This window comes from Bradyrhizobium sp. B097, assembly GCF_038957035.1.
Taxonomy (GTDB): Bacteria; Pseudomonadota; Alphaproteobacteria; order Rhizobiales; family Xanthobacteraceae; genus Bradyrhizobium.
This window is the reverse complement of record NZ_CP152412.1, coordinates 6,642,316-6,663,872: the sequence shown is the minus strand read 5'-3', so window position 1 is coordinate 6,663,872 and position 21,557 is coordinate 6,642,316. Positions and strand designations below refer to the sequence as shown.

At 58.3% G+C, this 21,557-nt stretch carries 18 protein-coding genes and 7 pseudogenes; 17 read left to right on the top strand and 8 right to left on the bottom strand.

Translation table 11 applies throughout. The features are described from left to right. Positions 1 to 79 precede the first annotated feature (79 nt). Positions 80 to 960: pseudogene (locus tag AAFG07_RS30840) on the bottom strand (IS110 family transposase); the annotation flags it as partial. A 57-nt stretch (positions 961 to 1,017) separates the two neighbouring features. On the opposite strand from AAFG07_RS30840, the pseudogene AAFG07_RS30835 reads away from it, so the two are divergent. After that, positions 1,018 to 1,984, top strand: a pseudogene (locus tag AAFG07_RS30835) (IS481 family transposase). Here the strand turns inward: AAFG07_RS30835 and AAFG07_RS30830 are convergent. After that, a pseudogene (locus AAFG07_RS30830) lies at positions 1,982 to 2,137 on the bottom strand (IS110 family transposase); the annotation flags it as partial. The pseudogenes AAFG07_RS30835 and AAFG07_RS30830 sit on opposite strands and share 3 nt — an antisense overlap. Before the next feature lie 33 nt (positions 2,138 to 2,170). Further along, a pseudogene (locus AAFG07_RS30825) lies at positions 2,171 to 2,389 on the bottom strand (transposase domain-containing protein); the annotation flags it as partial. A 181-nt stretch (positions 2,390 to 2,570) separates the two neighbouring features. Here AAFG07_RS30825 and AAFG07_RS30820 point away from each other — a divergent pair. The 9 genes and pseudogenes from AAFG07_RS30820 to AAFG07_RS30780 all read left to right on the top strand — a co-directional run. Next, a pseudogene (locus AAFG07_RS30820) lies at positions 2,571 to 2,858 on the top strand (IS110 family transposase); the annotation flags it as partial. Between the two features lie 482 nt (positions 2,859 to 3,340). After that, the gene (locus tag AAFG07_RS30815; RefSeq protein WP_342723514.1) at positions 3,341 to 4,075 is read left to right on the top strand and encodes a 2Fe-2S iron-sulfur cluster-binding protein; all 735 of its coding nucleotides are present in this window, start codon (positions 3,341 to 3,343) and stop codon (positions 4,073 to 4,075) included. After that, on the top strand, positions 4,069 to 4,401 hold the full coding sequence (locus AAFG07_RS30810; protein ID WP_342723513.1) for a succinate dehydrogenase: 333 nt from the start codon (positions 4,069 to 4,071) through the stop codon (positions 4,399 to 4,401). The genes AAFG07_RS30815 and AAFG07_RS30810 overlap by 7 nt, the downstream gene beginning before the upstream one ends. Next, complete coding sequence (gene sdhC / locus AAFG07_RS30805; protein ID WP_342723512.1) at positions 4,398 to 4,742, top strand: succinate dehydrogenase, cytochrome b556 subunit; 345 nt, start codon at positions 4,398 to 4,400, stop codon at positions 4,740 to 4,742. The genes AAFG07_RS30810 and sdhC overlap by 4 nt, the downstream gene beginning before the upstream one ends. Positions 4,743 to 4,744: 2 nt before the next feature. Beyond that, complete coding sequence (locus AAFG07_RS30800) at positions 4,745 to 6,511, top strand: FAD-binding protein (RefSeq protein ID WP_342723511.1); 1,767 nt, start codon at positions 4,745 to 4,747, stop codon at positions 6,509 to 6,511. After that, positions 6,508 to 7,470, top strand: coding sequence for a fumarate hydratase (locus AAFG07_RS30795; RefSeq protein WP_342723510.1), 963 nt, complete (start codon positions 6,508 to 6,510; stop codon positions 7,468 to 7,470). The genes AAFG07_RS30800 and AAFG07_RS30795 overlap by 4 nt, the downstream gene beginning before the upstream one ends. Beyond that, a complete protein-coding gene (locus AAFG07_RS30790) occupies positions 7,434 to 8,114 on the top strand; it encodes a fumarate hydratase C-terminal domain-containing protein (RefSeq protein ID WP_342723509.1) in 681 nt (226 codons plus the stop codon). The genes AAFG07_RS30795 and AAFG07_RS30790 overlap by 37 nt, the downstream gene beginning before the upstream one ends. A 47-nt stretch (positions 8,115 to 8,161) precedes the next feature. Further along, a complete protein-coding gene (locus tag AAFG07_RS30785; RefSeq protein WP_342723508.1) occupies positions 8,162 to 8,479 on the top strand; it encodes an NIPSNAP family protein in 318 nt (105 codons plus the stop codon). Positions 8,480 to 8,515: 36 nt separating this feature from the next. After that, positions 8,516 to 9,259: a sulfite exporter TauE/SafE family protein gene (locus AAFG07_RS30780; RefSeq protein ID WP_342723507.1), complete on the top strand. Its 744-nt coding sequence runs from the start codon at positions 8,516 to 8,518 to the stop codon at positions 9,257 to 9,259. Here AAFG07_RS30780 and AAFG07_RS30775 read toward each other — a convergent pair. Then, entirely contained in the window at positions 9,248 to 10,192 is a 945-nt protein-coding gene (locus AAFG07_RS30775) for a LysR family transcriptional regulator (protein ID WP_342723506.1), read from the bottom strand. The two genes, AAFG07_RS30780 and AAFG07_RS30775, sit on opposite strands and share 12 nt — an antisense overlap. Before the next feature lie 370 nt (positions 10,193 to 10,562). Between AAFG07_RS30775 and AAFG07_RS30770 the strand changes: the two genes are divergently transcribed. Genes AAFG07_RS30770 through AAFG07_RS30760 form a run of 3 tightly spaced genes read left to right on the top strand, consistent with a single transcriptional unit; the run spans position 10,563 to position 13,276 of the window. After that, the gene (locus AAFG07_RS30770; protein ID WP_342723505.1) at positions 10,563 to 11,333 is read left to right on the top strand and encodes an ABC transporter ATP-binding protein; all 771 of its coding nucleotides are present in this window, start codon (positions 10,563 to 10,565) and stop codon (positions 11,331 to 11,333) included. A gap of 28 nt (positions 11,334 to 11,361) precedes the next feature. Further along, positions 11,362 to 12,222, top strand: a complete 861-nt coding sequence (locus AAFG07_RS30765) for an ABC transporter permease (RefSeq protein ID WP_342729286.1) — start codon at positions 11,362 to 11,364, stop codon at positions 12,220 to 12,222. Positions 12,223 to 12,271: 49 nt separating this feature from the next. Next, a complete protein-coding gene (locus tag AAFG07_RS30760) occupies positions 12,272 to 13,276 on the top strand; it encodes an ABC transporter substrate-binding protein (RefSeq protein WP_342723504.1) in 1,005 nt (334 codons plus the stop codon). 197 nt (positions 13,277 to 13,473) lie between these two features. Here the strand turns inward: AAFG07_RS30760 and AAFG07_RS30755 are convergent, their stop codons facing one another. From AAFG07_RS30755 to AAFG07_RS30745, 3 genes and pseudogenes are all read right to left on the bottom strand, one after another. Then, positions 13,474 to 14,313: a nitroreductase family protein gene (locus AAFG07_RS30755; RefSeq protein WP_342723503.1), complete on the bottom strand. Its 840-nt coding sequence runs from the start codon at positions 14,311 to 14,313 to the stop codon at positions 13,474 to 13,476. A 165-nt stretch (positions 14,314 to 14,478) separates the two neighbouring features. Further along, positions 14,479 to 14,803, bottom strand: a pseudogene (locus tag AAFG07_RS30750) (cytochrome c). 11 nt (positions 14,804 to 14,814) lie between these two features. Further along, a pseudogene (locus tag AAFG07_RS30745) lies at positions 14,815 to 16,015 on the bottom strand (molybdopterin-dependent oxidoreductase). Positions 16,016 to 16,322: 307 nt separating this feature from the next. Between AAFG07_RS30745 and AAFG07_RS30740 the strand changes: the two are divergent. Together AAFG07_RS30740 and AAFG07_RS30735 are read left to right on the top strand one after the other, a co-directional pair. Beyond that, entirely contained in the window at positions 16,323 to 16,541 is a 219-nt protein-coding gene (locus AAFG07_RS30740; RefSeq protein WP_342723502.1) for a hypothetical protein, read from the top strand. Between the two features lie 23 nt (positions 16,542 to 16,564). Next, complete coding sequence (locus AAFG07_RS30735; RefSeq protein ID WP_342723501.1) at positions 16,565 to 16,921, top strand: hypothetical protein; 357 nt, start codon at positions 16,565 to 16,567, stop codon at positions 16,919 to 16,921. Positions 16,922 to 17,247: 326 nt separating this feature from the next. Here the strand turns inward: AAFG07_RS30735 and AAFG07_RS30730 are convergent, their stop codons facing one another. Further along, the gene (locus AAFG07_RS30730; RefSeq protein WP_342723500.1) at positions 17,248 to 18,138 is read right to left on the bottom strand and encodes a LysR family transcriptional regulator; all 891 of its coding nucleotides are present in this window, start codon (positions 18,136 to 18,138) and stop codon (positions 17,248 to 17,250) included. Positions 18,139 to 18,388: 250 nt separating this feature from the next. On the opposite strand from AAFG07_RS30730, the gene AAFG07_RS30725 reads away from it, so the two are divergent. Both AAFG07_RS30725 and AAFG07_RS30720 read left to right on the top strand, forming a co-directional pair. Continuing rightward, a complete protein-coding gene (locus tag AAFG07_RS30725) occupies positions 18,389 to 19,366 on the top strand; it encodes an ABC transporter substrate-binding protein (protein ID WP_342723499.1) in 978 nt (325 codons plus the stop codon). A gap of 428 nt (positions 19,367 to 19,794) precedes the next feature. Further along, on the top strand, positions 19,795 to 21,483 hold the full coding sequence (locus AAFG07_RS30720; protein ID WP_342723498.1) for a cache domain-containing protein: 1,689 nt from the start codon (positions 19,795 to 19,797) through the stop codon (positions 21,481 to 21,483). Positions 21,484 to 21,557 lie beyond the last annotated feature (74 nt).

Below are 21,557 nucleotides of genomic sequence, written 5' to 3'. Positions count from 1 at the left end.
CTGCTCTTCTCTTGCAAGTTCACTGCATTAGCTCAACACGGAAGCCATTCTGTCGCGCTCCCCGTGACGGCCAATCTTTCTATGCTGCCTTCGGTTGCCCCTCTATTCGCCGATATGTTTCGCCGCTCACCATGAGCTTCCAGGCAACACGGGCGATCTTGTGGCAAGCGCGACGGCAACCAGCTTGGGCTTTTTTCGTTGCAGAAGTTCGGTGAGCCATCGGGACGCATGTTTGCTCCGTCCTGCTCTGACGTGTTGAAGAAGAGCGGTTGCGCCGACCACCAATATACTTCTGAGCATTTCGTCACCAGCGCGGGTGATCACGCCAAGCCTGACCTTCCCTGCCGTCGAATGGTCTTTGGGTGTAAGCCCTATCCAGGCGGCAAAATCGCGACCTGACTCAAACATTCGAGGATCTGGGGTCTTCATCATTAAGAGCGAGGCGCCGACCGGTCCGACACCCGGAATTTCAGCCAGGCGCCTGCAGCATTCATCGGAGCGATGCAGCGTGGTCAGTTTGTCCTCGACGGCTTTCGTTTCGGCAAGCAAATCGCGATACTCAACGCCATGCATGGCAAAAAGCTCACGGGCCAGTTCGGGCAAGGATTGATCAGCCGCTATTCGTTCCAATAACGGTTCGATCCGGCACATGCCCTTGGCCGCGACAATGCCGAACTCCATGGCAAAACCGCGTATGGCATTGGCAAGCTGTGTCCGATTGCGGATCAGCCGCTCTCGCATACCGACCAGCATTAAGGCCGCCTGCTGGTCCGCGGTCTTTACCGGCACGAAGCGCATGGTGGGTCGGCTCATCGCCTCACACAACGCTTCCGCATCCGCCGCGTCGTTCTTGCCGCGTTTTACATAAGGCTTCGCCAGATGAGGCGCGATCAATTTCACCTCATGACCAAACGAACTTAACAGCCTAGCCCAATGATGAGAGCCACCACAGGCCTCTAGGTGCTTAGTCCCAAGCTTTGATGGTGCATTCTTGTCGCACGATTCGAAGGATGCGCTATGGGACAAGTTTTACACGGCTGCGCCACCACGACGGAGGCAGTCCGTCGAGCAATACAAGATAGTCAAGAGAGCCTGAGAGCGCTCGCCAGGCGCTACGGGATCAACCAGAAGACCGTCGCGAAGTGGAAGGGGCGCGAGACCGTCGCCGATCGTTCGACAGGCCCCAGGGAAGCCAAGTCGACAATCCTTTCCATCGAGGAGGAGGCGATCGTCGTCGCCTTCCGGCGGCATACGCTATTGCCGCTCGACGATTGCCTCTATGCGCTTCAGCCGACCATCCCACATCTGACGCGATCATCCCTGCATCGCTGTCTCCAGCGCCACGGCATCAGTCGATTGCCGGAGGTCGAAGGCAGTAAGCCTCCGAAGAAAAAGTTCAAGGCTTATCCGATCGGCTATTTCCACATCGACATTGCTGAGCTCCAGACCGCTGAAGGCAAGCTCTATCTCTACGTCGCCATCGATCGCACCAGCAAGTTCGCCTTCGTGCAACTGGTCAGGAAGACGGGAAGGACCTCCGCCTCCGCCTTCCTCGAAGCTCTGATCGCGGCTGTGCCCTACAAGATCCATACGGTTCTCACCGACAATGGGATCCAGTTCACCTTCTTGCCGCGCTACGCGGACGGCCCGACGGCAAGATACGTGACACATATGTTCGATATGCGCTGCCAAGAGAATGGCATCGAACATCGGCTGACCAAGATCAAGCATCCCTGGACCAATGGGCAGGTCGAGCGCATGAACCGCACGATCAAGGAAGCGACCGTCCAACGCTATCATTACGATCGACACGATCAGCTCGAAGCACACCTTGCTGACTTCATTTAACGCATACAACTACGCTCGGCGGCTGAAGACCCTGAAGGGCCTCACGCCTTACGAACACATCTGCAAATGCTGGACTTCCCAGCCAGAACGATTCAAACTCAACCCGCTCCAGCAAATGCCGGGACTAAACACCTAGTGCGATGATAGTCGGCGGCGCTTTCTCGAAGAATTTGACCATCTCCCTACGCGAAAGCTTCTTGCGTAAGGCTGGTTGCTCGGCTGCGTTCACGCCATGCAATTGGAAAACACTTTTTGACGTGTCCATACCAATTCGGATAATCTGTTCCACGGGCGGTCTCCCTCGATTGAGCTTTCAACGAACTCACTCTGGCACATTGCGATGCCGTTGGGAGCCGTCCACCTCAACAGGGCAGGGCAGGAGCTCGTGCAGACGCGATGCGGGAAGATCGGCGATACGGGCGAGGATGTCGGCGAGCCAGGCTTTGGGATCGACGTCGTTCAGGCGACAGGTCGTGATCATCGTCAGCATGATGGCGGCGCGGGCAGCGCCACGCAGACTGCCGGCGAAGGTCCAGTTGCGCCAATAGACGTCAAGCGCCAATCAAAACGGCCGCAAAGCTACGCTTGCGATACACACGATGAGCCGAGAGTTCGAGTTAGTAGCTGGCCGCCTCTGTGACTCGCCCGGTCGCGCGGACAGCGCGAATCCGTAGTTGTCGTCTCACCCGCAGCTCCCGTCATGTGTCTGATAGGAGGTGCGAATGCGACGGGTGATTGGCATCGACGCCCACCGAACTTTCGGAGAGGTGGTATTTTGGGAGGACGGCAGGCTCCGACATGCGGGCCGCATAGATATGACGCGGACTGCGCTGGAGGGATTTGGCAAAACCCTGCTGGCCGGTGATGAGGTGGTGCTCGAGGCGACCGGCAACAGCATGGCGGTACTGCGGGTTCTGGCGCCGTTCGTGGCACGGGTGATTATCGTCAATCCGTTGCAGGTGAAGGCGATCGCCCAGCCTCACGTCAAGACCGACAAGATCGATGCCGGCGCCCGGCGACTTCATCCATTCAGGAGCGTTAGGTGGCAGATTTCACGTTGTGAGGGGTCCGCGAGCGCGTCTCCACCGGCGACCACGCCGCCAACCAGCGCGCTTCCGCTACGCAAGAATTGCCTGCGCGCAGCGACGACCACTTGCTCATCTCGATCTTCAGTGTCGCTGGCCATGTGTCTCCTGTGTCATCGGGAAAAACCGTCAAGCCTGTCGTATCGGAGACAGATGTGCAAACTAACTTTCCTGAACTTGGATTTCAGGATTCATGAAGCGTGCGCCGATATCAACTGATCGGGCGCGCAAGATTGGAGTGGTCGCTCTCGGCGCCAAGCGCGAAACGCGCGGCTCGGCGGTGGGGCTCGCGGCTCCACAGTATTGAAACTTTCACTTACATTTTGCGTCACTATTTTTGGGTTTCTGTCAGAAAAAACGTCAATATAGTCCAGCCCAGGCCAATCAATATCCTTGGGAGCGGGCGCTTGTCCCCGGACACAAAGACCCTTGACGTATCTGTGTGGCGAGGAGACAGCGCCGGCGGCAAGTTTGAGCGCTTTCAAGTTCCTGACCAGGAAAGCCAGACCATTCTTGACGTCGTGGTCTGGATCCAACAGAAGATCGATCCCTCGCTTGCCTATCGATACGCTTGCCGCGTTGGCATGTGCGGGTCGTGTGCGATGATGGTCAATGGCCAGCCTCGCTGGACGTGCCGAACACACGTGCAAAAGGTCGCGCGCGACAACCGCATAGAGATAGCGCCTCTCCGCAATTTGCCAGTGATCAAGGATCTCGCGGCGGACATGGATCCCTTCTTCACGAAGTGGGTCAAGGCCGAAGGCGTGTTCCACCCGACAGGCACGAGGGACGACGACATCGTGAGGGTGGACCCCGCCGGTGATCAGCGCGTCCAAGCCGACGCTGCGATCGAGTGCATCAACTGCGCGGTGTGCTACGCCTCTTGCGACACCGTTCAAGGCAACCCCGATTATCTCGGCCCTGCAGCGCTCAATCGCGCTTGGACGCTCGTAAACGATGCAAGGGATGGCCGGCGAGGCGGTATCCTGGATGCCGTATCACAGGGCGGGGGCTGTCATAATTGTCACTCCCAAGGGAGCTGCGCCAAGTTTTGCCCGAACGAGTTGAGCCCGATCACGTCGATCGCCGGACTGAAGCGCGAGACGATGAAATCAATCTTCAAGGTCCGGGAATCATGCTGACGCTTCGTCTCTTTATGTTGCAGAGGGTGACCGCTTTGATAATGGCTCCGCTGGTGTTGGGACACTTGGCCGTCATGGTTTATGCGGTACGCGGCGGGCTTTCCACGGGAGCGATTCTTTCCAGAACGCAAGGGAGCCTTCCTTGGGCTCTCTTCTATGGGACTTTTGTGATCACAGTCTCGGTTCATGCTGCGATCGGCGCAAGAGTCATTGTGGCCGAGGTTCTCCGCATGTGCGGCCTACTCCTCAATGTCGTCTTTTTGGCCCTCTGCGTTCTCCTGCTTTTCGCAGGGTTGCGCGCGGTTCTTTCGGTGACCATGCCATGATGATCCGGCCGCATCGATATCATCCACTCTGGCTGGCTTACATCCTGCACCGGCTATCCGGCCTGGCGCTCGCAATCTTTCTTCCGATCCACTTCTACGTCCTTTCGCTCGCGCTCACTTCGCCGAAGGACCTGGACGGGTTCCTGCACTGGGCCGACAGGCCGCTGGTCAAGGCTGCAGAGTTCGGCCTCGTATTCTTGCTGGCGGTCCATTTCTTCGGCGGCCTGCGTCTGATGGCTTTCGAATTACTCACCTGGACGAAGGATCAGAAAACCTGGGCCGCGGCCAGTGTAGCATTCGCTTTCATGGTTGCCGGCGGTTTTCTTCTGAGGGCGATTTGATTATGGCGAGCGCATTCGATCTCGAGCGCCACGACACCGACATCCTGATTATCGGCACAGGAGGCGCGGGGCTGTTCGCCGTACTTCACGCCCAACAGGCGGCGCCCGAAGGCACAAAGATCACGATCGCTGTAAAGGGGCTGATCGGGAAGTGCGGCTGTACGCGCATGGTGCAGGGGGGCTATAACGTGGCTCTGGGCGGCGACGACTCTGTCGAACGCCATTTCATGGATACGATCATCGGAGGCAAGTGGCTCCCCAACCAGGACATGGCCTGGAGGCTGTGCGAGCAGGCCGTGGTCCGCATCCGCGAACTTGAAAACGAGATCGGATGCTTCTTCGACCGGAACCCTGATGGCACGCTGCACCAGAAGGCGTTTGCGGGGCAAACCGCGGACAGAACTGTTCATAAGGGGGATCTGACCGGTATCGAGATCATTAGCCGCCTGATGGAGCAAGTGCTCGCTCGTCCAGTCGAGAAATTACAGGAGCATCGTGCAGTCGGTCTAATTCCGTCCAAGGATGGCTCGTCGCTTGCCGGAGTCCTGTTCATCGATATGCGTACCGGGACGCTTCGGCTCGTCCGCGCCAAAACTGTGTTGATGGCGACCGGCGGCGGACCGACGATGTACAAGTATCACACGCCGTCTGGCGACAAGACGATGGACGGCCTCGCTATGGCTCTAAGAGCCGGCTTGCCGCTCCGCGACATGGAGATGGTCCAGTTTCACCCCACGGGATTGCTGGCGGGCGAAGACACGCGGATGACGGGCACGGTCCTGGAAGAGGGACTTCGCGGCGCCGGAGGCCAACTGCTAAACAGTTATGGCCATCGCTTCATGTTCGACTACGACGCAAAGGGCGAAAGAGCGACACGCGATGTCGTCAGTCGCGGAATCTATGCGGAGATGCGCAAGAACAACACCTCCAAGAACGGAGGGGTCTACATCTCGATGGCGCATCTCGGCCCTGACAATGTCCGGCAGAAGTTCAAAGGCATGGTGAAGCGTTGCGCGGACAGCGGCTTTGACCTCGCCGCAGGGCAGGTCGAGGTCGTTCCGACAGCGCATTACTTCATGGGCGGTATCATTGTGGATACCGACACTCATACCGAGATGGAAGGATTGTACGTCGCCGGCGAGGACGCTGGCGGTGCACATGGGTCAAATCGGCTAGGCGGAAATGGCGTGGCCAATTCAACCGTCTACGGTGGTATCGCCGGCGACGTTATGGGCCGCGACATCCGCAAGATGGCGCGTTTGCGCGAGCCGGACGAAGCGGTTCTTCAAGCCGAAATTCAGCGCGTTGTCTATCCGTTCACGAAATCACCGGGAAACATCCGGGAATTGCGCAACGAACTTCAAAATACAATGTGGGACAACGTTGGCGTGATGCGAACGGCGGCTGGTATGAACAGGGCCATTCGCCGCACTTCGGAGATTCGGACGCAACTCATGAGTGTCGGCGTCGCCGGGGGCAGTCGAGCCTTCAATCTCACCTGGCACGATTGGCTGAACGTGAGCTCACTCTGCGACATCTCGGAGGTCATTGCCAAGGCGGGTTTGGAGCGAGAAAACTCTCGTGGTGCCCACTATCGAGAAGACTTTCCAGAAAGCGGCAGCTTGGAGGAGTCATATTTCACCTTGGCACGTAAGAGTGACGAGGGACTTCAAATGAGCCGAGTCCCTGTTCAGTTCACTATCGTGCGGCCGGGCCACTCGATCCTATCCACCGAAGAACCTGACACTCTGGTGAGGGCTGCAGAATGATTTCCATCGATGCGATTCAAAAGACTGCGGAAAGCCTGATGGAGAAGGCCGCAATCGAGATTCCCGAGGACTATCTCGATGGTCTGCGGGCCGCTGCGGATGTCGAAGACGGTGATCTGTCCTCGTTCGTCTTGCAAGCGATGCTTGAGAACTACGAGGCGGCCAAGCAGGATCGTCGTGCAATGTGCGGCGACACTGGGTGTCCGCGTTGGTATGTAAAGATGGGTAACGAGGCGAGGATCGAGGGGGGCCCGATCGCCCTGGAGACGGCATTACGCCGCGCAACCGCCAACGCGACCAGAAGCGTTCCGCTCAGACCCAACCGTGTCCATCCCCTTTGGCGCACCGATCACGACAACAACGTCGGCATTGGGGCGCCGGAGATCGAGTATGCGTTCGAACCCGATGGCGACTGGGTCGATCTTATCACCGTTCACAAGGGTGGTCTCTTCGGAACGGACTACCGCATGCTGTTTCCGTCCGATGGGATCGCCGGCATCAAGCGGTTCTACCTCGACAGCCTGGTCGCATTCGGCAAGCGTGGGCTGGCCTGTCAGCCAGCGATCATCGGTATCGGGCTCGGAGGGTCGAAGGACGCCTGTATGGTGTTAGGCAAGCGGGCCGCCTGTCTGAGAACTGTCGGCGACAGAAACTCTGATCCTCGCATCGCCGAGATGGAGCGCGAGTTCAAGGAACTGGGCAACTCCATTGGAATGGGAGCGATGGGCTTTGTCGGCAAGTCGATGGTGATCGATTGCCACATCGAGGTTGGCTACTGCCACACCGGAGGAATGCAGATGAGCGTTCACGCATTCTGTCTTTCATCTCGCCGCGCAGTGGCGCGGATCTACGGCAACGGTCGCGTCGAGTATCGCACCGATCCGGACTGGTTCACTGATTATCAACGTCGGGAGACGGTGGAATGGAACGCATTTCCAAGCCTGAGCAAATCCGCCTGAGCACGAAGCCAACACGCGAGGCGCTGGCTGCGCTGAAGATTGGCGACATCGTCTATCTGGACGGGCTGATTTATACCGCCCGCGAGGGCGTGTACATGCGCGTCCTGGAAGGCAAGGAGCCGCTCCCCCTCAACCTGCCCGAGGAAAGCGCGGCCAACTTCCACTGCTCGCCGGCGGCCACGGTTGAGGCTGATGGCAATATTACGATGGGCGCCGTCACGGCTACCGCATCCTTCCGCTTTGCGAAGTGGATTGGTGAGTGGATACGGATCTCGGGTGCGAAGCTCATCATCGGCAAAGGCGGCATGACTTCGCACGACTACAAGGAGAGCTTCGTTCCGAACGGGGCGATCTATCTCACGACGGTCGGCTACGGCACCGGTGCGCTGCTGGGCAGGGGCATCAAGCGCGCCCGTGACATCTATTGGCGAAAGGAGCTCGGGCTCGCACAGGCCATGTGGCTGATTGAAGCAGAGAACATGGGGCCCTTCATCGTGGAGAGCGATCTCGAGGGCAATAGTCTGTTCGAGCGGGAGAACGCTAAGGTCTCCGCAAATCTTGATCGTGTCTACGCTGGCACCAAGCCGGCGGTGCTGAAGCGGTTCGGGGAAACCGACGATCGCTCGGACGAGCTGATCGGCTGAATGCGTCTCTATCAGCTGGGCTACCGGCGGACCACAAGGATGCGGAAATGTTTGTAGACGAGAGAATGTATACCTTGCAAGCAGGCCAAGTGCCCACATTCCTGAAGCTTTACGAAGCCGAGGGAATGGAGTGCCAAGTACGCATCCTCGGCAAGATGGTCGGTTATTACTACACTGACTTCGGTCCACTCAACCAAGTCGTTCACATGTGGGGCTACGAAAGCTTAGATGATCGGTTCGAGCGGCGAAAGCAGCTTCAGGCATCGGCCGAATGGCAGTCGTACGCCAAGAAGATGCGCCCCCTCGTCGTCAAGGTCGAGAACAAGCTCCTAGTGCCCGCGCCTTTCTTTCGCGTGCCTGCCTAGCGAACCATTGGCGTGTGGATCGGAGGTTCAGCGGCCATGAGCTTCTATCTCTGGCTCGCTGCCGGTTCCGCCGCGGGCGGCTTCATCAACGGCTTGGCAGGGTTCGGTACCGCGCTATTCGCGTTGAGCTTCTGGCTCCAGATTCTGCCGCCGACGGAGGCCGTTTCGATGGTCGTCATCATGTCGGTTGTGAGCGGACTGCAAGGCGTCGCGCTGGTGCGGCAGAGCATTCAAGACAATCCGGTGCGTCTTTCCAGGTTCCTGGTGCCCGGTCTTGCCGGAATTCCCGTAGGCACGAACCTCCTTGCCGTCGTCAATCCGCTTACCATCAAGCTGGTTGTGGCGACCTTCCTGATCTCGTATGGCGGGTTCATAATGGCACGTCGTGGGCTGCCGCGTTCTGCGCGGCAATGGCCGGTCGTGGATTGTTGCGTTGGTTTCGTGGGCGGCATTTTGGGTGGGGCTGCCTCCTTGTCGGGGGTCGTTCCAACGATGTGGTGCGCTCTTCAGCCATGGACGAAATCCGAACAAAGGGCGGTATTACAGCCATTCAACGTATTGATTCTGGCGATCTCGGCAGCCGTGTTCTGCGCCAGCGGATACTACTCGGCGCAAACCGTGCCACTCATCCTCATTGCGCTTCCCATTACTCTGATCTTCGCCCAGATCGGCATTTGGACGTTCAAGCGAATGACGGATGATCAATTCCGGCGCCTGCTCGTAGGCTTGATGTTCGCGTCCGGGGTCATTTTGGTCGCAAAGGAAGTCCTACTTCGTTGACCGTTTCCGTTTCTCCTTCGGCGGGGTTCTCATGGACCGCTGCAGAAGCGGACGCTGGCCCTCGCGAATCGTGGCGGCCAGTCTGACATTCGTCTCGTCGATTGCTCGTATCCGAACGCTATCAGCCCGCGAGATGCACCCCAACATTCTGGAAAGTCCTTTTCCTCGACCGAGCGGCAGGTGCTTAAGTGGAAGTGCGTTTGACGCTGCGACGCAGGTTCGTGGCGCGATAGAAACGCCTAGATTGTAGTAGACCATGCTGGAGATCGCTTCCAGGCTCTCCAGCTCCATAGTCTCTCGGACGATGATCTTGTTTTCCTGAAGCCAGGTCTCAATCAGGCTGCCCACCACGGCTTGGCGCGAAAATCTGATGAAAGGGCTGTTCTCCAACAATTGTACAGGATCCCTGCCTTCGGCCTCGATCGAGGCGAGCAGTTCAAGAACCTCCTCCGCAAGGTCATACCAAACGAGATTGCGAGGAATGAACTGTGGTTTTGACACGATTGCGAGATCGAGCTGACCGCGCTCGACCTGCTGGATCAAAGTGGTCGTCAAGCCTGGTACCACCACGACATGCAGAGCGGGATAATCTCTCTTCAGCTTCGAAACCGCCAAGGGGACGAGCCCCGTGAGGGTGGTCGGCACGGCGCCCAGCGACAAGATACCTTCGATGCCTTGATTGCCTAAAACGCTCGGGACGATGTTGTCGTACGCGGCGACGACCTCCCGCGCCTTCGAAACCAGAGCGCGGCCGGCGGGCGTCAGCACAGGGGTTCGGCGACTTCTGTCGAAAAGCGGGACTTTCCATTCCTCTTCGAGTGCTCTGATTTGTTGGCTCACCGCTGCATGGGTAATGAATACTTGCTTGGCTGCCGCGCTGAAGCTGCCCTGATCGGCGACAGCAATCAGCGTCTTGAGAGTTCGGATCGACATCTGAGCCCGCTCGCAATGTAAGACAAACTTTCAATAACCGTTAGCATTTGTGCCTTTGAGAAAGAAGGTCTTTACGCCAATATTTTGCGGTCGAGAAAATGTGGCGTTGTCGAAGTGCGCGTGAGGAGAGGCGCAGAGGTGCTGAGCTTAAAGCCTTGTTGCGGGCCGAGACGCCTTCGTCGCAGCCAACACTGGCTCGATCGGGCGCCAGACAGTCCTTTTCTATCGGACGCGCGGTGACGATATCCGCTCTCCGGACGCGGACAGCATCAAGTACATAGTGCCGCCGTCCGCAGTGCCTCCTACGAACGAGGCGCTGCGATAGCTCGATGACAATAAGCAAGACATCAGGGATGAAATCGGAGGAGAAATGGACCGCGACGAGCCGTTACTGAAGGTATCCGGCGTGACGCTTCAATATAAGACGACGTCTCATATTGTAACGGCTACATACCGCGTCGGCTTCGAGATGTTGAAGAGTGATCGGTTCGTGCTGCTCGGGCCGTCGGGATGCGGTAAGTCCACCCTGCAGAAAGCCGTTGGAGGTTACATCACGCCAACGGAAGGCGAGATGCGCCTCAAGGGGAAGCTGATCACGAAGCCAGGCCCTGATCGCATGATGGTCTTCCAAGAATTCGATCAGCTCTTGCCCTGGAAGACGGTGCAGCAGAACGTTGCCTTCGCGCTGGAAGCGGCGAAAAAGATGCCGAAGCGCGAGGCGGCCGATCGGGCCGGCCACTACGTCGATATGGTGGGCCTCTCGAAATTCTCCAGCAGCTATCCTCACATGCTGTCGGGCGGCATGAAACAGCGTGTCGCGATTGCGCGTGGGATGGCCATGGAGCCAGACATATTGCTGATGGATGAACCCTTTGCTGCGCTCGATGCCCTGACCCGACGCAAGATGCAGGATGAGCTCCTCGCTCTTTGGAACAAGACGCGATTTACGGTGATGTTTGTTACACATTCGATCGCGGAAGCCATCAAGATAGGAAATCGAATACTCCTATTGTCTCCGCATCCAGGTCGGGTTCGTGCGGAATTGAACAGCGCAACCAGCCCCGAAGAGGTCGCTCACCTCGAGCGTCAGATCCACGAGATGCTGTTTTCTGAAGCGGCGCCGGAGGCAGCCCATGCATAATCAATTGAGCGTTGTTTCGAGCTCACCGATGACGAGTGCCGTTCGCCCCGAGATTCGTAACGTTCAGCACCTCGGTGAAATCAAGGTTGTCGAGAAGCCGCGCTCTTTGTTCGACAAGCTGTACGGTGAGGACGCCGTTCGAAAAGCGTTCATCCTCATCGCGTTGGCGCTGATCTGGGAAGTATACGGTCGTTGGCTCAATAACGAGCTACTGTTCCCAACCTTCGGCGCGACGATGACTGCGTTCATCAAAGGCATCGCGAGCGGTGTTCTGCCGGGCCGAGCATGGGGATCGATCCGGGTCCTGCTGATGGGTTATGCCGCGGGTGTCGTGCTCGCCGCGGTCTTGACCGGCTTGGCGATCGCGTCGCGAATCGGCAGGGACTTTCTCGAAACGATGACCTCGATGTTCAATCCGCTTCCGGCGATAGCGCTCTTGCCGCTCGCCCTGATCTGGTTTGGGCTTGGCAACGGGAGCCTGGTGTTCGTGCTGGTCCATTCGGTGACATGGGCAATCGCGCTCAATACCCATGCCGGCTTCCTATCCGTAAGCAAGACGTTGAAAATGGTCGGTCGAAACTATGGTCTTGGTGGACCTGCCTTCATTGTGAAGATCCTGATCCCTGCAGCATTTCCGAGCATTCTGACGGGATTGAAGATCGGTTGGGCTTTTGCTTGGCGGACTCTGATCGCGGCTGAGCTCGTCTTCGGCGTCAGTTCGGGGTCGGGTGGCCTCGGATGGTTCATCTTTGAGAATAAGAGCATGCTCGACATTCCGAACGTATTCGCCGGCCTATTGACCGTCATCTTGATCGGTCTCGTCGTCGAGAACCTTATATTCCGCTCCATTGAAGCGCGGACCATCCATCGATGGGGCGTGCAAAGTTGAGAGGACGTCCGAGCGGCGTCGGAGGAAGTCAATTCGGGAGGTTGAAACAGTGAAGTACGGGTATGCTGCGTTTTGCGTGCTTTTGGCGATGAGTGTTGTGCCGGTGGCGCCGTCGCGGGCTGAGGTGGCGAGCATAAGGCTCGCTAGACAGTATGGCGTGCCGTACCTGCCGCTAACTGTCATGCAAGAAGAGCGTCTGCTCGAGAAGCAAGCCGAAAAGGCCGGACTGACAGTCAAAACCGAGTGGCTGCAGTTCTCCGCCGGTTCGGGCATGAACGAGGCTCTTCTGTCCGGAAACCTGGACATCGCCTCGGGCGGTGTCGGCCCCATGCTGACGATCTGGTCCCGAACGCTCAAGAACTACAAAGTCAGGGGCGTATCGGCGATGGCCTCACTACCGTTGTACCTCGTCACGGTTAACTCGAACGTCAAGACGATCGCCGACTTCACAAGTGCCGACAAGATCGCGATGCCGGGGGTGAAGACGTCGATACAAGCGACCACCCTTCAGATGGCGGCAGAAAAGGTGTTCGGCAAAGGGCAGGCGACGCGCCTAGACCCGCTGACCGTCTCGCTCGGTCATCCTGACGCGCAGGTGGCAATGCTAGGAGGGAAATCCGGGATCAGCGCACATTTCGGGTCTTCACCCTTCCAAGAAATGGAATTGAAGGACCCTCGAGCGCACAAGATACTGGATAGCTACCAAGTGCTCGGTGGACCGCACACCTTCAGCGTCGTTTGGGCTACTGACAAGTTCATCAGGGAGAACCCGAAGGTGATCCAAGCTTTCTATGATGCTCTAAAGGAGAGCATAGCGCTGATCAATGCCGATCCGAAGAAGGCGGCGAGCATCTGGATCAGCGGCGACCATCTCAAATTGTCGCAAGAGGATGCCGAGGCGATCATCAAGAATCCAGAGAACCGCTGGACCACAGAACCCCAGAAGGTGTTGGCGTTTCTGAATGGCATGCGCGACGCCGGGCTGGTCAATGAAGCGACAAGCGACTGGAAGGACCTCTTCTTCAACTATGTCCACGACACGAACGGAAGCTGAAGCGCTGGAGCGGACTGGATGAAGTCCGAAGATTGAGAATGCGGCGCAGATCCTTGCGGCTGGTCTGCGCGAAGGCCTCGTAGAAGCAACTGTGCGGATCACGGCCGCCAGTGATTGAGCCACGGTGCAGGTTCAGTTGGTGAGTGGGCGGACGCGGCACTTCGACATGCGGCCGCGCAGTCCCGCGTGTCGGCCGACTAGTCCAGCTTGAAGCCGATGCGTTTGATGTAGGAGCCGAAATCGTGGCGCTCTGGGAACGCGTATTGCCGGGTCTTGTCCTCGGACCAACCGTAGTTTTCAGACCGTCCGAGTTCACCGATGTATCGTTGCGTTGCATATGGCTGGTCGGCGGATCTGCGTCGGTCGTAGGCCGCGATTGAGGCGTCGAGCGTGTGCTCGGAATAGGTGTTGTGATGAACAGTGATGGGGAGGGGCAGCCGCATGCTCCTCGCTGGCCTCTCATCCGGATATCCGACGGCGAGGCCTGCCACGGGAAAGACGTATTCGGGCAGGTTAAGCAACTCTGCAAGCCGATCCGGATGGTTGCGCACCGCGCTGATGGGGCAGACGCCCAGGCCTTCGGCTTCTGCCGCGATGACAAAGGATGAGAGAGCAATCGCGGCATCCACCGAAGCATTGAAGAAGGCGTCCAGGTGATCATTGGCGAACTGCCGAGCCCGCAGGGCATGGATCCGCCTCTGGCGGCGGTTGTTACCGCAGAAGATCAGGAGGTTCGGAACGTTCTCAAGCCACTTCTGGCCTAAGCGGCCCCTCGCCAAAAGTGCACAGATTTCGGATCGCAACGCAGGCGATTCGATGATGATGATGTCGCGTTGCTGCAAATCGCTTTTGGTCGGGGCGCAGAGTGCAAGGGCACAAAGTCGTCGCAGCAGGTGCTCCGGAATTGGTTCGGCGCGGAACTTCCTAACAGAGCCGCGCTTCGCCAGTTGGACGTGGACGGCTGGGGCGCCGTCTCGAAGCTCCACATCCGCTGCCTCGGAGCCGAAGCGATTGGAGAGCAGATGACTCTCATCCATTTGACGTTCCAAGTCCGATGCTAAGAAGCTTGTGCAATCCCGTAAGGCTAATCGATCCGGGTTCCGGAGTCGCGCAAAAACTCTTCAAGCCCGACATTCAATTTCCTTACGAGTCGGGCAAGCGATTAGCACGGACAGCGGGGCATCATCCGGCGCGCTCCGGACTCAATACGTCGCGGCCAGATAGTCGACAATCTTGCCGACGTCGGCATCGTCGATGGGAGCCCCGTAAACCTTGATCATCTTGGTCACCTCGGCCCGCCAGAAGGTCTTCTTGTCATTCATCGGCGGTTGCGTGTTGATGTAGTCGGACGAGTGACAGGCCGTGCAATTGCCCTGGACCACCTCGAGATTGGGTCCGGGCTTGAAGATAGCAGTCTCGTCCGGGGGTCTTGTAATTGACGGGCGCCGCGGTCACCGAGGCTGGGCCGGCCGCAAGCCAGCCAAGGCCGGAGGCGGCTGCGATGGCGAGGAGAACAGGCCGTTGCATGGTTTTCCTCCTCAGGCCACGGTGACGCGCGTGGTTTCGACAACGTTGCGCAAGTAACCGGCCGGATTCCAGCGCGGCGCGTCCGGCTGGGTCTCGCCGCCATTGCCGGTGGCGCGGACTTTCAGCTCGACCTGGCCGGCCGCGAGCTTCACCGGCAGCTTCCAGTCGCGGAAGGCGTATTTGCCGAGATCCTCGCCGAGCCTGGCATTGGTCCCGGTCCTGCCGCCGTCGGTGGAGACCTGGACCTCCTTGATGCCCTTGCCGCCGTCGAAGGCGATGCCGCGCAGCGTCGTCTTGCCGGCCTTCAGCCTGGCGCCGTCGGCGACGCTGGCGACGAAGGAGCGGATGGTGAAGCGTGTTGAACGGGATCGTCGCCTTCGGCGCGGTACCGGGCTCGACCGCATTGTTTGGCGTGTCCGGAATGCGGTATGCCGACTTCATCCAAAAGCCGTCATAGACGCTGTCGATGACAGTGATCTCGTTGAGGTGCTTGAGCCAGTAGGTGCCGTAATAGCCGGGCACGACCAGGCGCAGCGGAAAGCCGTTGAGGAACGGCAGGTCCTCGCCGTTCATGCCATAGGCCAGCATCACCTCGCCGTCGGTGGCGTGATCGATGTCGAGCGCCTTGACGAAATCCGGCGTCTCGTCGCTGGCCGGGCCGTCCATGCCGCCGAACGTCACCTGCTTGGCGCCGGCCTGCACGCCGGCCGTCTCCAGCACCGCCTTCAGCGGCACGCCGCGCCAGCGCGCGCAGCCCATGGCGCCGTTGGCGAGCTGGCCGCCGGCCACGCGCGGCTCGGAGAAGCCGCGGCTGTTGCCGGAGCACTGGTTGACGGCGACGATCTCCATCGCCCTCATTTTCCTGATGTCCTTCAACGACAGTGATAACGGCTTATCGACCTTGCCCTTGACCTCGAGTGTGAACTTGTCGGGGTCGAGATTGTAGGGCAGGTCCGAGAGGTGGTAGCGGACGAAGAACGCATCGTTCGGCGTGATCGGACCGTCGTTGAACAAGGCGAAGGGCGTCTCGAGCTGCGGCGGTCGGCTGGTCAGCCCGATCATCGGCCGCTTCTGCGGATATTTCACCAGCGGCCGCTGGCCATTGGCGAAGGGCAGAGTGACGGTGTCGAGTGCCCGCGCCTTGGCGGAATTGAGTGTGGCCGCGATGGCGGCAAGGCCTGCTCCTTTGAGCAGGTCTCGTCGATCGATCATATGTCTCCCCCCGGAGCATTTCGCTTGAGCCGCAGTCATCACTACCGGCTCATCAGAACTATTCCATGCCGACGAAGGGCACCGCGCCTTGGCGACGAACGGTGTGATGAGATTAGAGGCGTCGATGTGGGCTGGCCAGCATCTCAATGTGCACGAATGTCGAAAAATACTGACGAGAGTTGTAAGACAAACTATCTGGACGATGTTGAGATAAGTTGGAATAAAGCCCGGTCGAAACGAGTTCCCAGTCTCGAAAATCAGCCCGCGCGGGCATATGAGAGTGCTGGCCGCTTGGAGTGAGGGTCGAATGTTCGATGTCTATGTCAACGGGAAAAATGACCTCCTGGTTGTGCCGCAAGGCGCGCGTGTGCCGACGCAGTTAAGTGGCAATTGGAAAAAGAAGAAACGAGCAGTGCGGTTGGTCAGCGAAAAAATCCGCCAGGACATCATAAAGCGAGGGTATCACAGCAGGAACTTGGTTGGAGCAAAGCGGCCGACGACACATCACGCTTGCCGTGAAAGTTGACGGCGAATGCTTGGCGAAAAGCATTGCTTTTAGAGAACGACTGCTGGGGCTATTATGAGCGCCCTGAGGCGAATCGCGAGAGTTTTCGCGGCCGCTGGTTCCGCACCGGCGATCTCTTCCGCCGCGACGAGAATGGCTGCTACTTCATTGTTGGGCGTATCAAGGACGTGATTAGGCGCGGCGGCGAGAACATTGCGGCGATCGAGGTCGAGGCAGCGCTCCGCGACCACCCTGACATAGAGGAAGCGGCTGTCGGGCCCGTGTCTGATCCTCTGCGGCGCGAGGAAGTGAAGGCATATCTCAAATTGCGCGAAGGCGTGACAAGGGCCGACGTACCGCCCGAGTGGGTGGTCGCGCATTGCGAACAGCGGCTCGCATAATTCAAGATCCCTCGCTACATTGCCTACCTCGACGATTTTCCGCGCACACCATCGCGCAAGATCCAGAAGAAGGAGCTTGTCGCAAGGGTGGCCGATCTGAGCATCGACGCCTATGACAAGGAGGTCAAGACTGGCGATGAGTGGCTCTTGCTTTGGATGTATCGCGGCACAACGAACAGTTGGCGTAGCTTCGCTCAGTAACCAGGAATGTGGTCCTCATGCCATGAGGCCAGCTATTCGATCAATCCTACGTTTTCCTGGAGACAAGTCGCAAACAGGTTCACGCCAGCGTCGGGAGCGCTCGGCGCAGGGCTCCGAGCATCTCCCTAAGAGCGCGCCGTCAGACGATTGTGTCGTCGGCTTGCGACATCCTGGATCAAGGCTCGCAACCACTGTAGCCCGGGATCCCTCTCATGCGAGATACGCCACTGAAGGACGTCAGTCATCAGCGGCAGGGATATGGGAGCTTGCACTTGCCTTATAGGCAGAATGGTCGCAGCCCGCTCTGCCAAGTCTGCGGGTATCAGCCCTATGAAGCGGGTCCCGATGATGGCTTCCGGAATGAGCGTGAAGCTTGGTGCAGTGATCCCCGCTCGCGGAGCTCGACCAAATTGCTTGAAGAACCAAGTCTCTATGAACGTCGTCCGCTCGCTGTAAGCCTGTGCATGGCGCATCTCGAGAAACTGGTCGAGTGTCAGGCTGTCTCCGACAGTCTCGTTGTCCTGCCACACGATGCACACGTAACTCGTCGAAGGGAGGGCAGTGAACGGACAATCCTCCAACATGAAGCGATCGGGAACAATCAGGAAATCGATTTCCGTACGAAAGAAGCGGGTGCTTGGACCCTGGTAGAAAATATCCACCGAGGGCGCCGTATTGCGCAACTCAGCCAAGATATCAACGATGAGAGTTGCCCAGACGTAGTCGGAGCACGCGATCGTAAACTGCCGCTCGGATGTCGCCGGATCAAAAGAGCTTCGCATTGCCAGGAGTTTTTCCGTTTCGGTCAGAATGGCCCTGAGCGGTCCGGTCAATTCTTCCGCGAGAGGCGTCAGAGCCATTTGGCGACCGCGTCGTACGAGCAACTCGTCCTCGAAGTGTTCGCGCAGTCTGGACAGGATTCCGCTGGTTGCGGACTGGCTCAGAAACAATCGTTCGGCCGCCCGCGATATGTTCTGGTGAGTCAAGATCGCGTCCAGCGCGACGAGCAGGTTCATATCCAGGTGCCGGAATCGCATGGGTGTCCTCTTTGGGGTTTCCATGGCATTATCGGGAGGACGGACCTCCTATCCCTGGCATGAGTGTATCCGACACGCGGCCGGCCATTGGGCTTTTGTGCCTGTAGCAGCGAGCACGCCGCTTGACATGAACCAAATGTGATCACAATATTAGATCAAGTTTGTGGTTGCAACGGGATGTTCAGCGATCCGGGGCCGCTGGTTCCACGCAGCAAAGAGGAAGGCACCAATGCCGAAACTGTTCAAGCTTCTCATTGCCGTTTCGATCGCTGCGTCATCCCTGACGACGGCGGCGCGGGCGTCGGATACGGTAAACGTCAGGTTTAGCTGGAAACTGAAGGGCGAATACGGCTTCTTCTATCTCGGCAAGGAGAAGGGCCTCTACCAGAAGAACGGAATTGACGTCGTCCTCGGAGAAGGTGCGGGCGCGCAAGCCGCACTCGGTGGGCTTGTACGAGACAACGAAGATGTTGTGGTCGTGCCGGCGATATTCGCCATTTCGGCAATCGAAAAGGGAATGCCCGTCAAGCTCGCGGCGATATACCAGGAACGAGCCCCAATGGCCTTCATCTCCTGGCCTGACAAGCAGGTGACGACGCCGGCGCAGTTGGAGGGCAGGTCGCTCGCGATCTCCGTCGGGGATCCCGCCACAACGTACCTCGATGTCTTTTGTGTCTTGAACAAGATAAGCTGCGACAAGATCAACAAGGTTCAACTCGACCCACAGCTCAGGTTTGCCCAGTTCATTCAAAAGCGCGTCGATCTCATCTCCGTCTATACAAACGTCGATCTCCCTCTGGTCGAAGAGCGGACCGGCACAAAGTTTGCCGTGTTGGACCTGCCGAAATTTGGTCTCCGTGTCCCCGGATTGGCGGTCGTTGCGAGCAACAAGGGAATTGCTGAAAAGCCAGATCTGCTCAGGCGCTTTCTCGCCGCGACCGCGGAAGCAATCGAGTTGACGAGATCAGAGCCTGCGATGGCAACCGCCGCGCTGAAGAAGGCGTGGAGTGCTGCTCCTTCCGACGAGCTGATAAAGGCACAGATCGTCGCAACCTCGGAAACGATGGCCTCGGAGCAAGGGAAGCCCGTTGGCTGGATCAAGGACAAGACGATATCGGATGCGCTAAGTCTATTGTCGGCGACGGAGCATCTCGAGTCGGCCAAGCCGCTTGCCGATTTCTACACCAATGAGTTGCTGACGAAGTAGGCGTCTCGATATCGTTGGTGCAGCAAATATGTTGACTAACCATCGTCTATTGCGGCTACCCGGAAAGGTGCCAATGTCGTTGGTTAGGAGCCGTCTCGTCGGTCGGCCCGGAGGTGCGACCACCGACGAATGAAATCATCGGCAGAGCATCCCGGCCGTGACGGCGACGTCGCGCGGACCTATCAGGTCCCTTAGGCTCTCCCGAAGACGTGTTTAGTCGTGATTGTGGCGTCCGCGTCTTCCTCCCTGCGCGAGGTCGTTCACCTGATGCCGCCTTATTCTAATCATTCTCACGATGGCGAAACGGCGACGTTCGTCTGGCCATGCAGTCTTGCAAACTTCTTCAACAGCCCAACTCGTCCAAACTAGGAAGCTCTCGCTTCCCAGTCGATGATGAAACGCCCGCCACTGACGCCTCGATGGGAAGAATGGTTCACATGTTTGGATCTTTGCGAATCTCAACCAAGCTCTTAGTCATTGTTCTGCTGTCGGTCTTCGGCATGGTCGGTATCGCAGGTATCGGACTATCGACCCTGAAGGGCGTTCTGCTGGAGGATAGGAAAGCGAAGGTGAAAGAATTGGTGCTGCTCGCTCGAACGACGATTGAATCCGATTATCAAGCCGCGCGGAAGGTTGGCTTGTCAGAACAGGAGGCGCTTGAACGATCGAAGTTGCTACTGCGCAGCTTGCATTACGACAAAGACAATCCATTCTACGCCATGACCAGCAAAGGTGTCTTGGAGGTACATCCCAAGCAAGCTTTGGAAGGGAAAGATATCTCGGAGTCGAAGGATGCCAACGGCGTCTACTTCGTGCGCGAAGCAGTTGCGGCAGCTGGCCGCGGCGGTGGCTTTGTCGCCTTCAAATTCCCGCGTCCTGGCGGGAGCGAGCCGATGCCGACGCTGACCTATGGAACTGAGGTTCCAATATATGGATGGGTTTTGACCAGCGGCCTCTATATTGACGACATCGATCAGATATTCTGGACAGAGGCTCGACGCGTCGGAGGTCTTGTATTCGCCATTCTCGTGCTCGTGGTCGGAGTGTCGCTTCTGATTAGCCGCAACGTAACCAGGCCGCTCGCAGGTATGACGGCGGCGATGCTTGAGCTCTCTCATGGCAGGACCGACGTGGCCATTCCCGCGCGAGACAGAAAGGATGAGATTGGGGCCATGGCTAGATCCGTCCAGGTGTTTAAGGAAAGCATGAACGAGACAGTTCGGCTGCGTGAAGCCCAGGACGAATTGAAGCGGCAGACCGAAATCGAGAAGAGACAATTCGTCAGCAAGATAGCCGACGAATTCGAGAGCGAGGTCAGGAGATCGCTCGACGCGCTCGCGAAGGCCGCTCATGACATGCATACCACGTCGCAGCGCATGTCGACCAACTCCGAGGAGGCCAGCGGGCAGGCCACGACCGTCGCGGCCGCTGCTGAACAGACATCGGCCAATGTCCAAACGGTCGCCGCCGCCACAGAGGAGCTCTCCGCATCCGTCCATGAAATCGGCCGCCAGGTGGCTCGCTCAACCGAGATTGCCTCGCAGGCAATGGATGAAGCGAAACGTACCAACGACGTCGTGCACGGGCTGTCAGCCGCAGCACAAAAGATCGGGGACGTGGTCGAGTTGATCAGCAATATCGCCGGTCAGACCGACTTGTTGGCCCTCAACGCAACCATCGAGGCCGCGCGTGCAGGAGATGCTGGAAGTGGCTTTGCGGTGGTTGCAAACGAGGTAAAATCGCTTGCCGGACAAACTGCCAAGGCAACTGAAGCAATTTCCGCCCAGATACAAGCAATGCAGAGCACGACGTCGGAAGCGGTCGAAGCGATCGAGCGTATAGGTCGCACGATCGTCTCAATCGATGAAATCACGACGGCTATTGCCTCATCCATCCGGCAACAAGGAGACGCGACTGGAGAGATCGCCCGCAACATACAGGAGGCTGCGCGAGGCACGAATCAGGTCTCGGACAACATTGTGCGCGTGAATCAAATGGCCACTGAGACCGGTGCTGCCGCGCATCATGTATTTCGTTCCGCCGAGGAACTCAGCAAGCAATCTGCCGGACTACTGGTCGATGTCGAACGTCTTGTTGCTAATATCCGGGCTGCATAGGGTGGCGCCGTCTCGCGTCAAGCGGCTTCGCCGCCTTGGCGTCGCGGATGAAGCGGCACAGCATCGGCGGGGGT

What these genes read in the sequence shown, in the direction of transcription:
- AAFG07_RS30810 (WP_342723513.1), top strand. Translation starts at nt 4,069, where the DNA reads ATGCTGACGCTTCGTCTCTTTATGTTGCAGAGGGTGACCGCTTTGATA.
- sdhC (WP_342723512.1), top strand. Translation starts at nt 4,398, where the DNA reads ATGATGATCCGGCCGCATCGATATCATCCACTCTGGCTGGCTTACATC.
- AAFG07_RS30800 (WP_342723511.1), top strand. Translation starts at nt 4,745, where the DNA reads ATGGCGAGCGCATTCGATCTCGAGCGCCACGACACCGACATCCTGATT.
- AAFG07_RS30795 (WP_342723510.1), top strand. Translation starts at nt 6,508, where the DNA reads ATGATTTCCATCGATGCGATTCAAAAGACTGCGGAAAGCCTGATGGAG.
- AAFG07_RS30790 (WP_342723509.1), top strand. Translation starts at nt 7,434, where the DNA reads ATGGAACGCATTTCCAAGCCTGAGCAAATCCGCCTGAGCACGAAGCCA.
- AAFG07_RS30785 (WP_342723508.1), top strand. Translation starts at nt 8,162, where the DNA reads ATGTTTGTAGACGAGAGAATGTATACCTTGCAAGCAGGCCAAGTGCCC.
- AAFG07_RS30780 (WP_342723507.1), top strand. Translation starts at nt 8,516, where the DNA reads ATGAGCTTCTATCTCTGGCTCGCTGCCGGTTCCGCCGCGGGCGGCTTC.
- AAFG07_RS30775 (WP_342723506.1), bottom strand. Translation starts at nt 10,192, where the DNA reads ATGTCGATCCGAACTCTCAAGACGCTGATTGCTGTCGCCGATCAGGGC.
- AAFG07_RS30770 (WP_342723505.1), top strand. Translation starts at nt 10,563, where the DNA reads ATGGACCGCGACGAGCCGTTACTGAAGGTATCCGGCGTGACGCTTCAA.
- AAFG07_RS30765 (WP_342729286.1), top strand. Translation starts at nt 11,362, where the DNA reads ATGACGAGTGCCGTTCGCCCCGAGATTCGTAACGTTCAGCACCTCGGT.
- AAFG07_RS30755 (WP_342723503.1), bottom strand. Translation starts at nt 14,313, where the DNA reads ATGGATGAGAGTCATCTGCTCTCCAATCGCTTCGGCTCCGAGGCAGCG.
- AAFG07_RS30740 (WP_342723502.1), top strand. Translation starts at nt 16,323, where the DNA reads ATGTTCGATGTCTATGTCAACGGGAAAAATGACCTCCTGGTTGTGCCG.
- AAFG07_RS30730 (WP_342723500.1), bottom strand. Translation starts at nt 18,138, where the DNA reads ATGAACCTGCTCGTCGCGCTGGACGCGATCTTGACTCACCAGAACATA.
- AAFG07_RS30725 (WP_342723499.1), top strand. Translation starts at nt 18,389, where the DNA reads ATGCCGAAACTGTTCAAGCTTCTCATTGCCGTTTCGATCGCTGCGTCA.
- AAFG07_RS30720 (WP_342723498.1), top strand. Translation starts at nt 19,795, where the DNA reads ATGGTTCACATGTTTGGATCTTTGCGAATCTCAACCAAGCTCTTAGTC.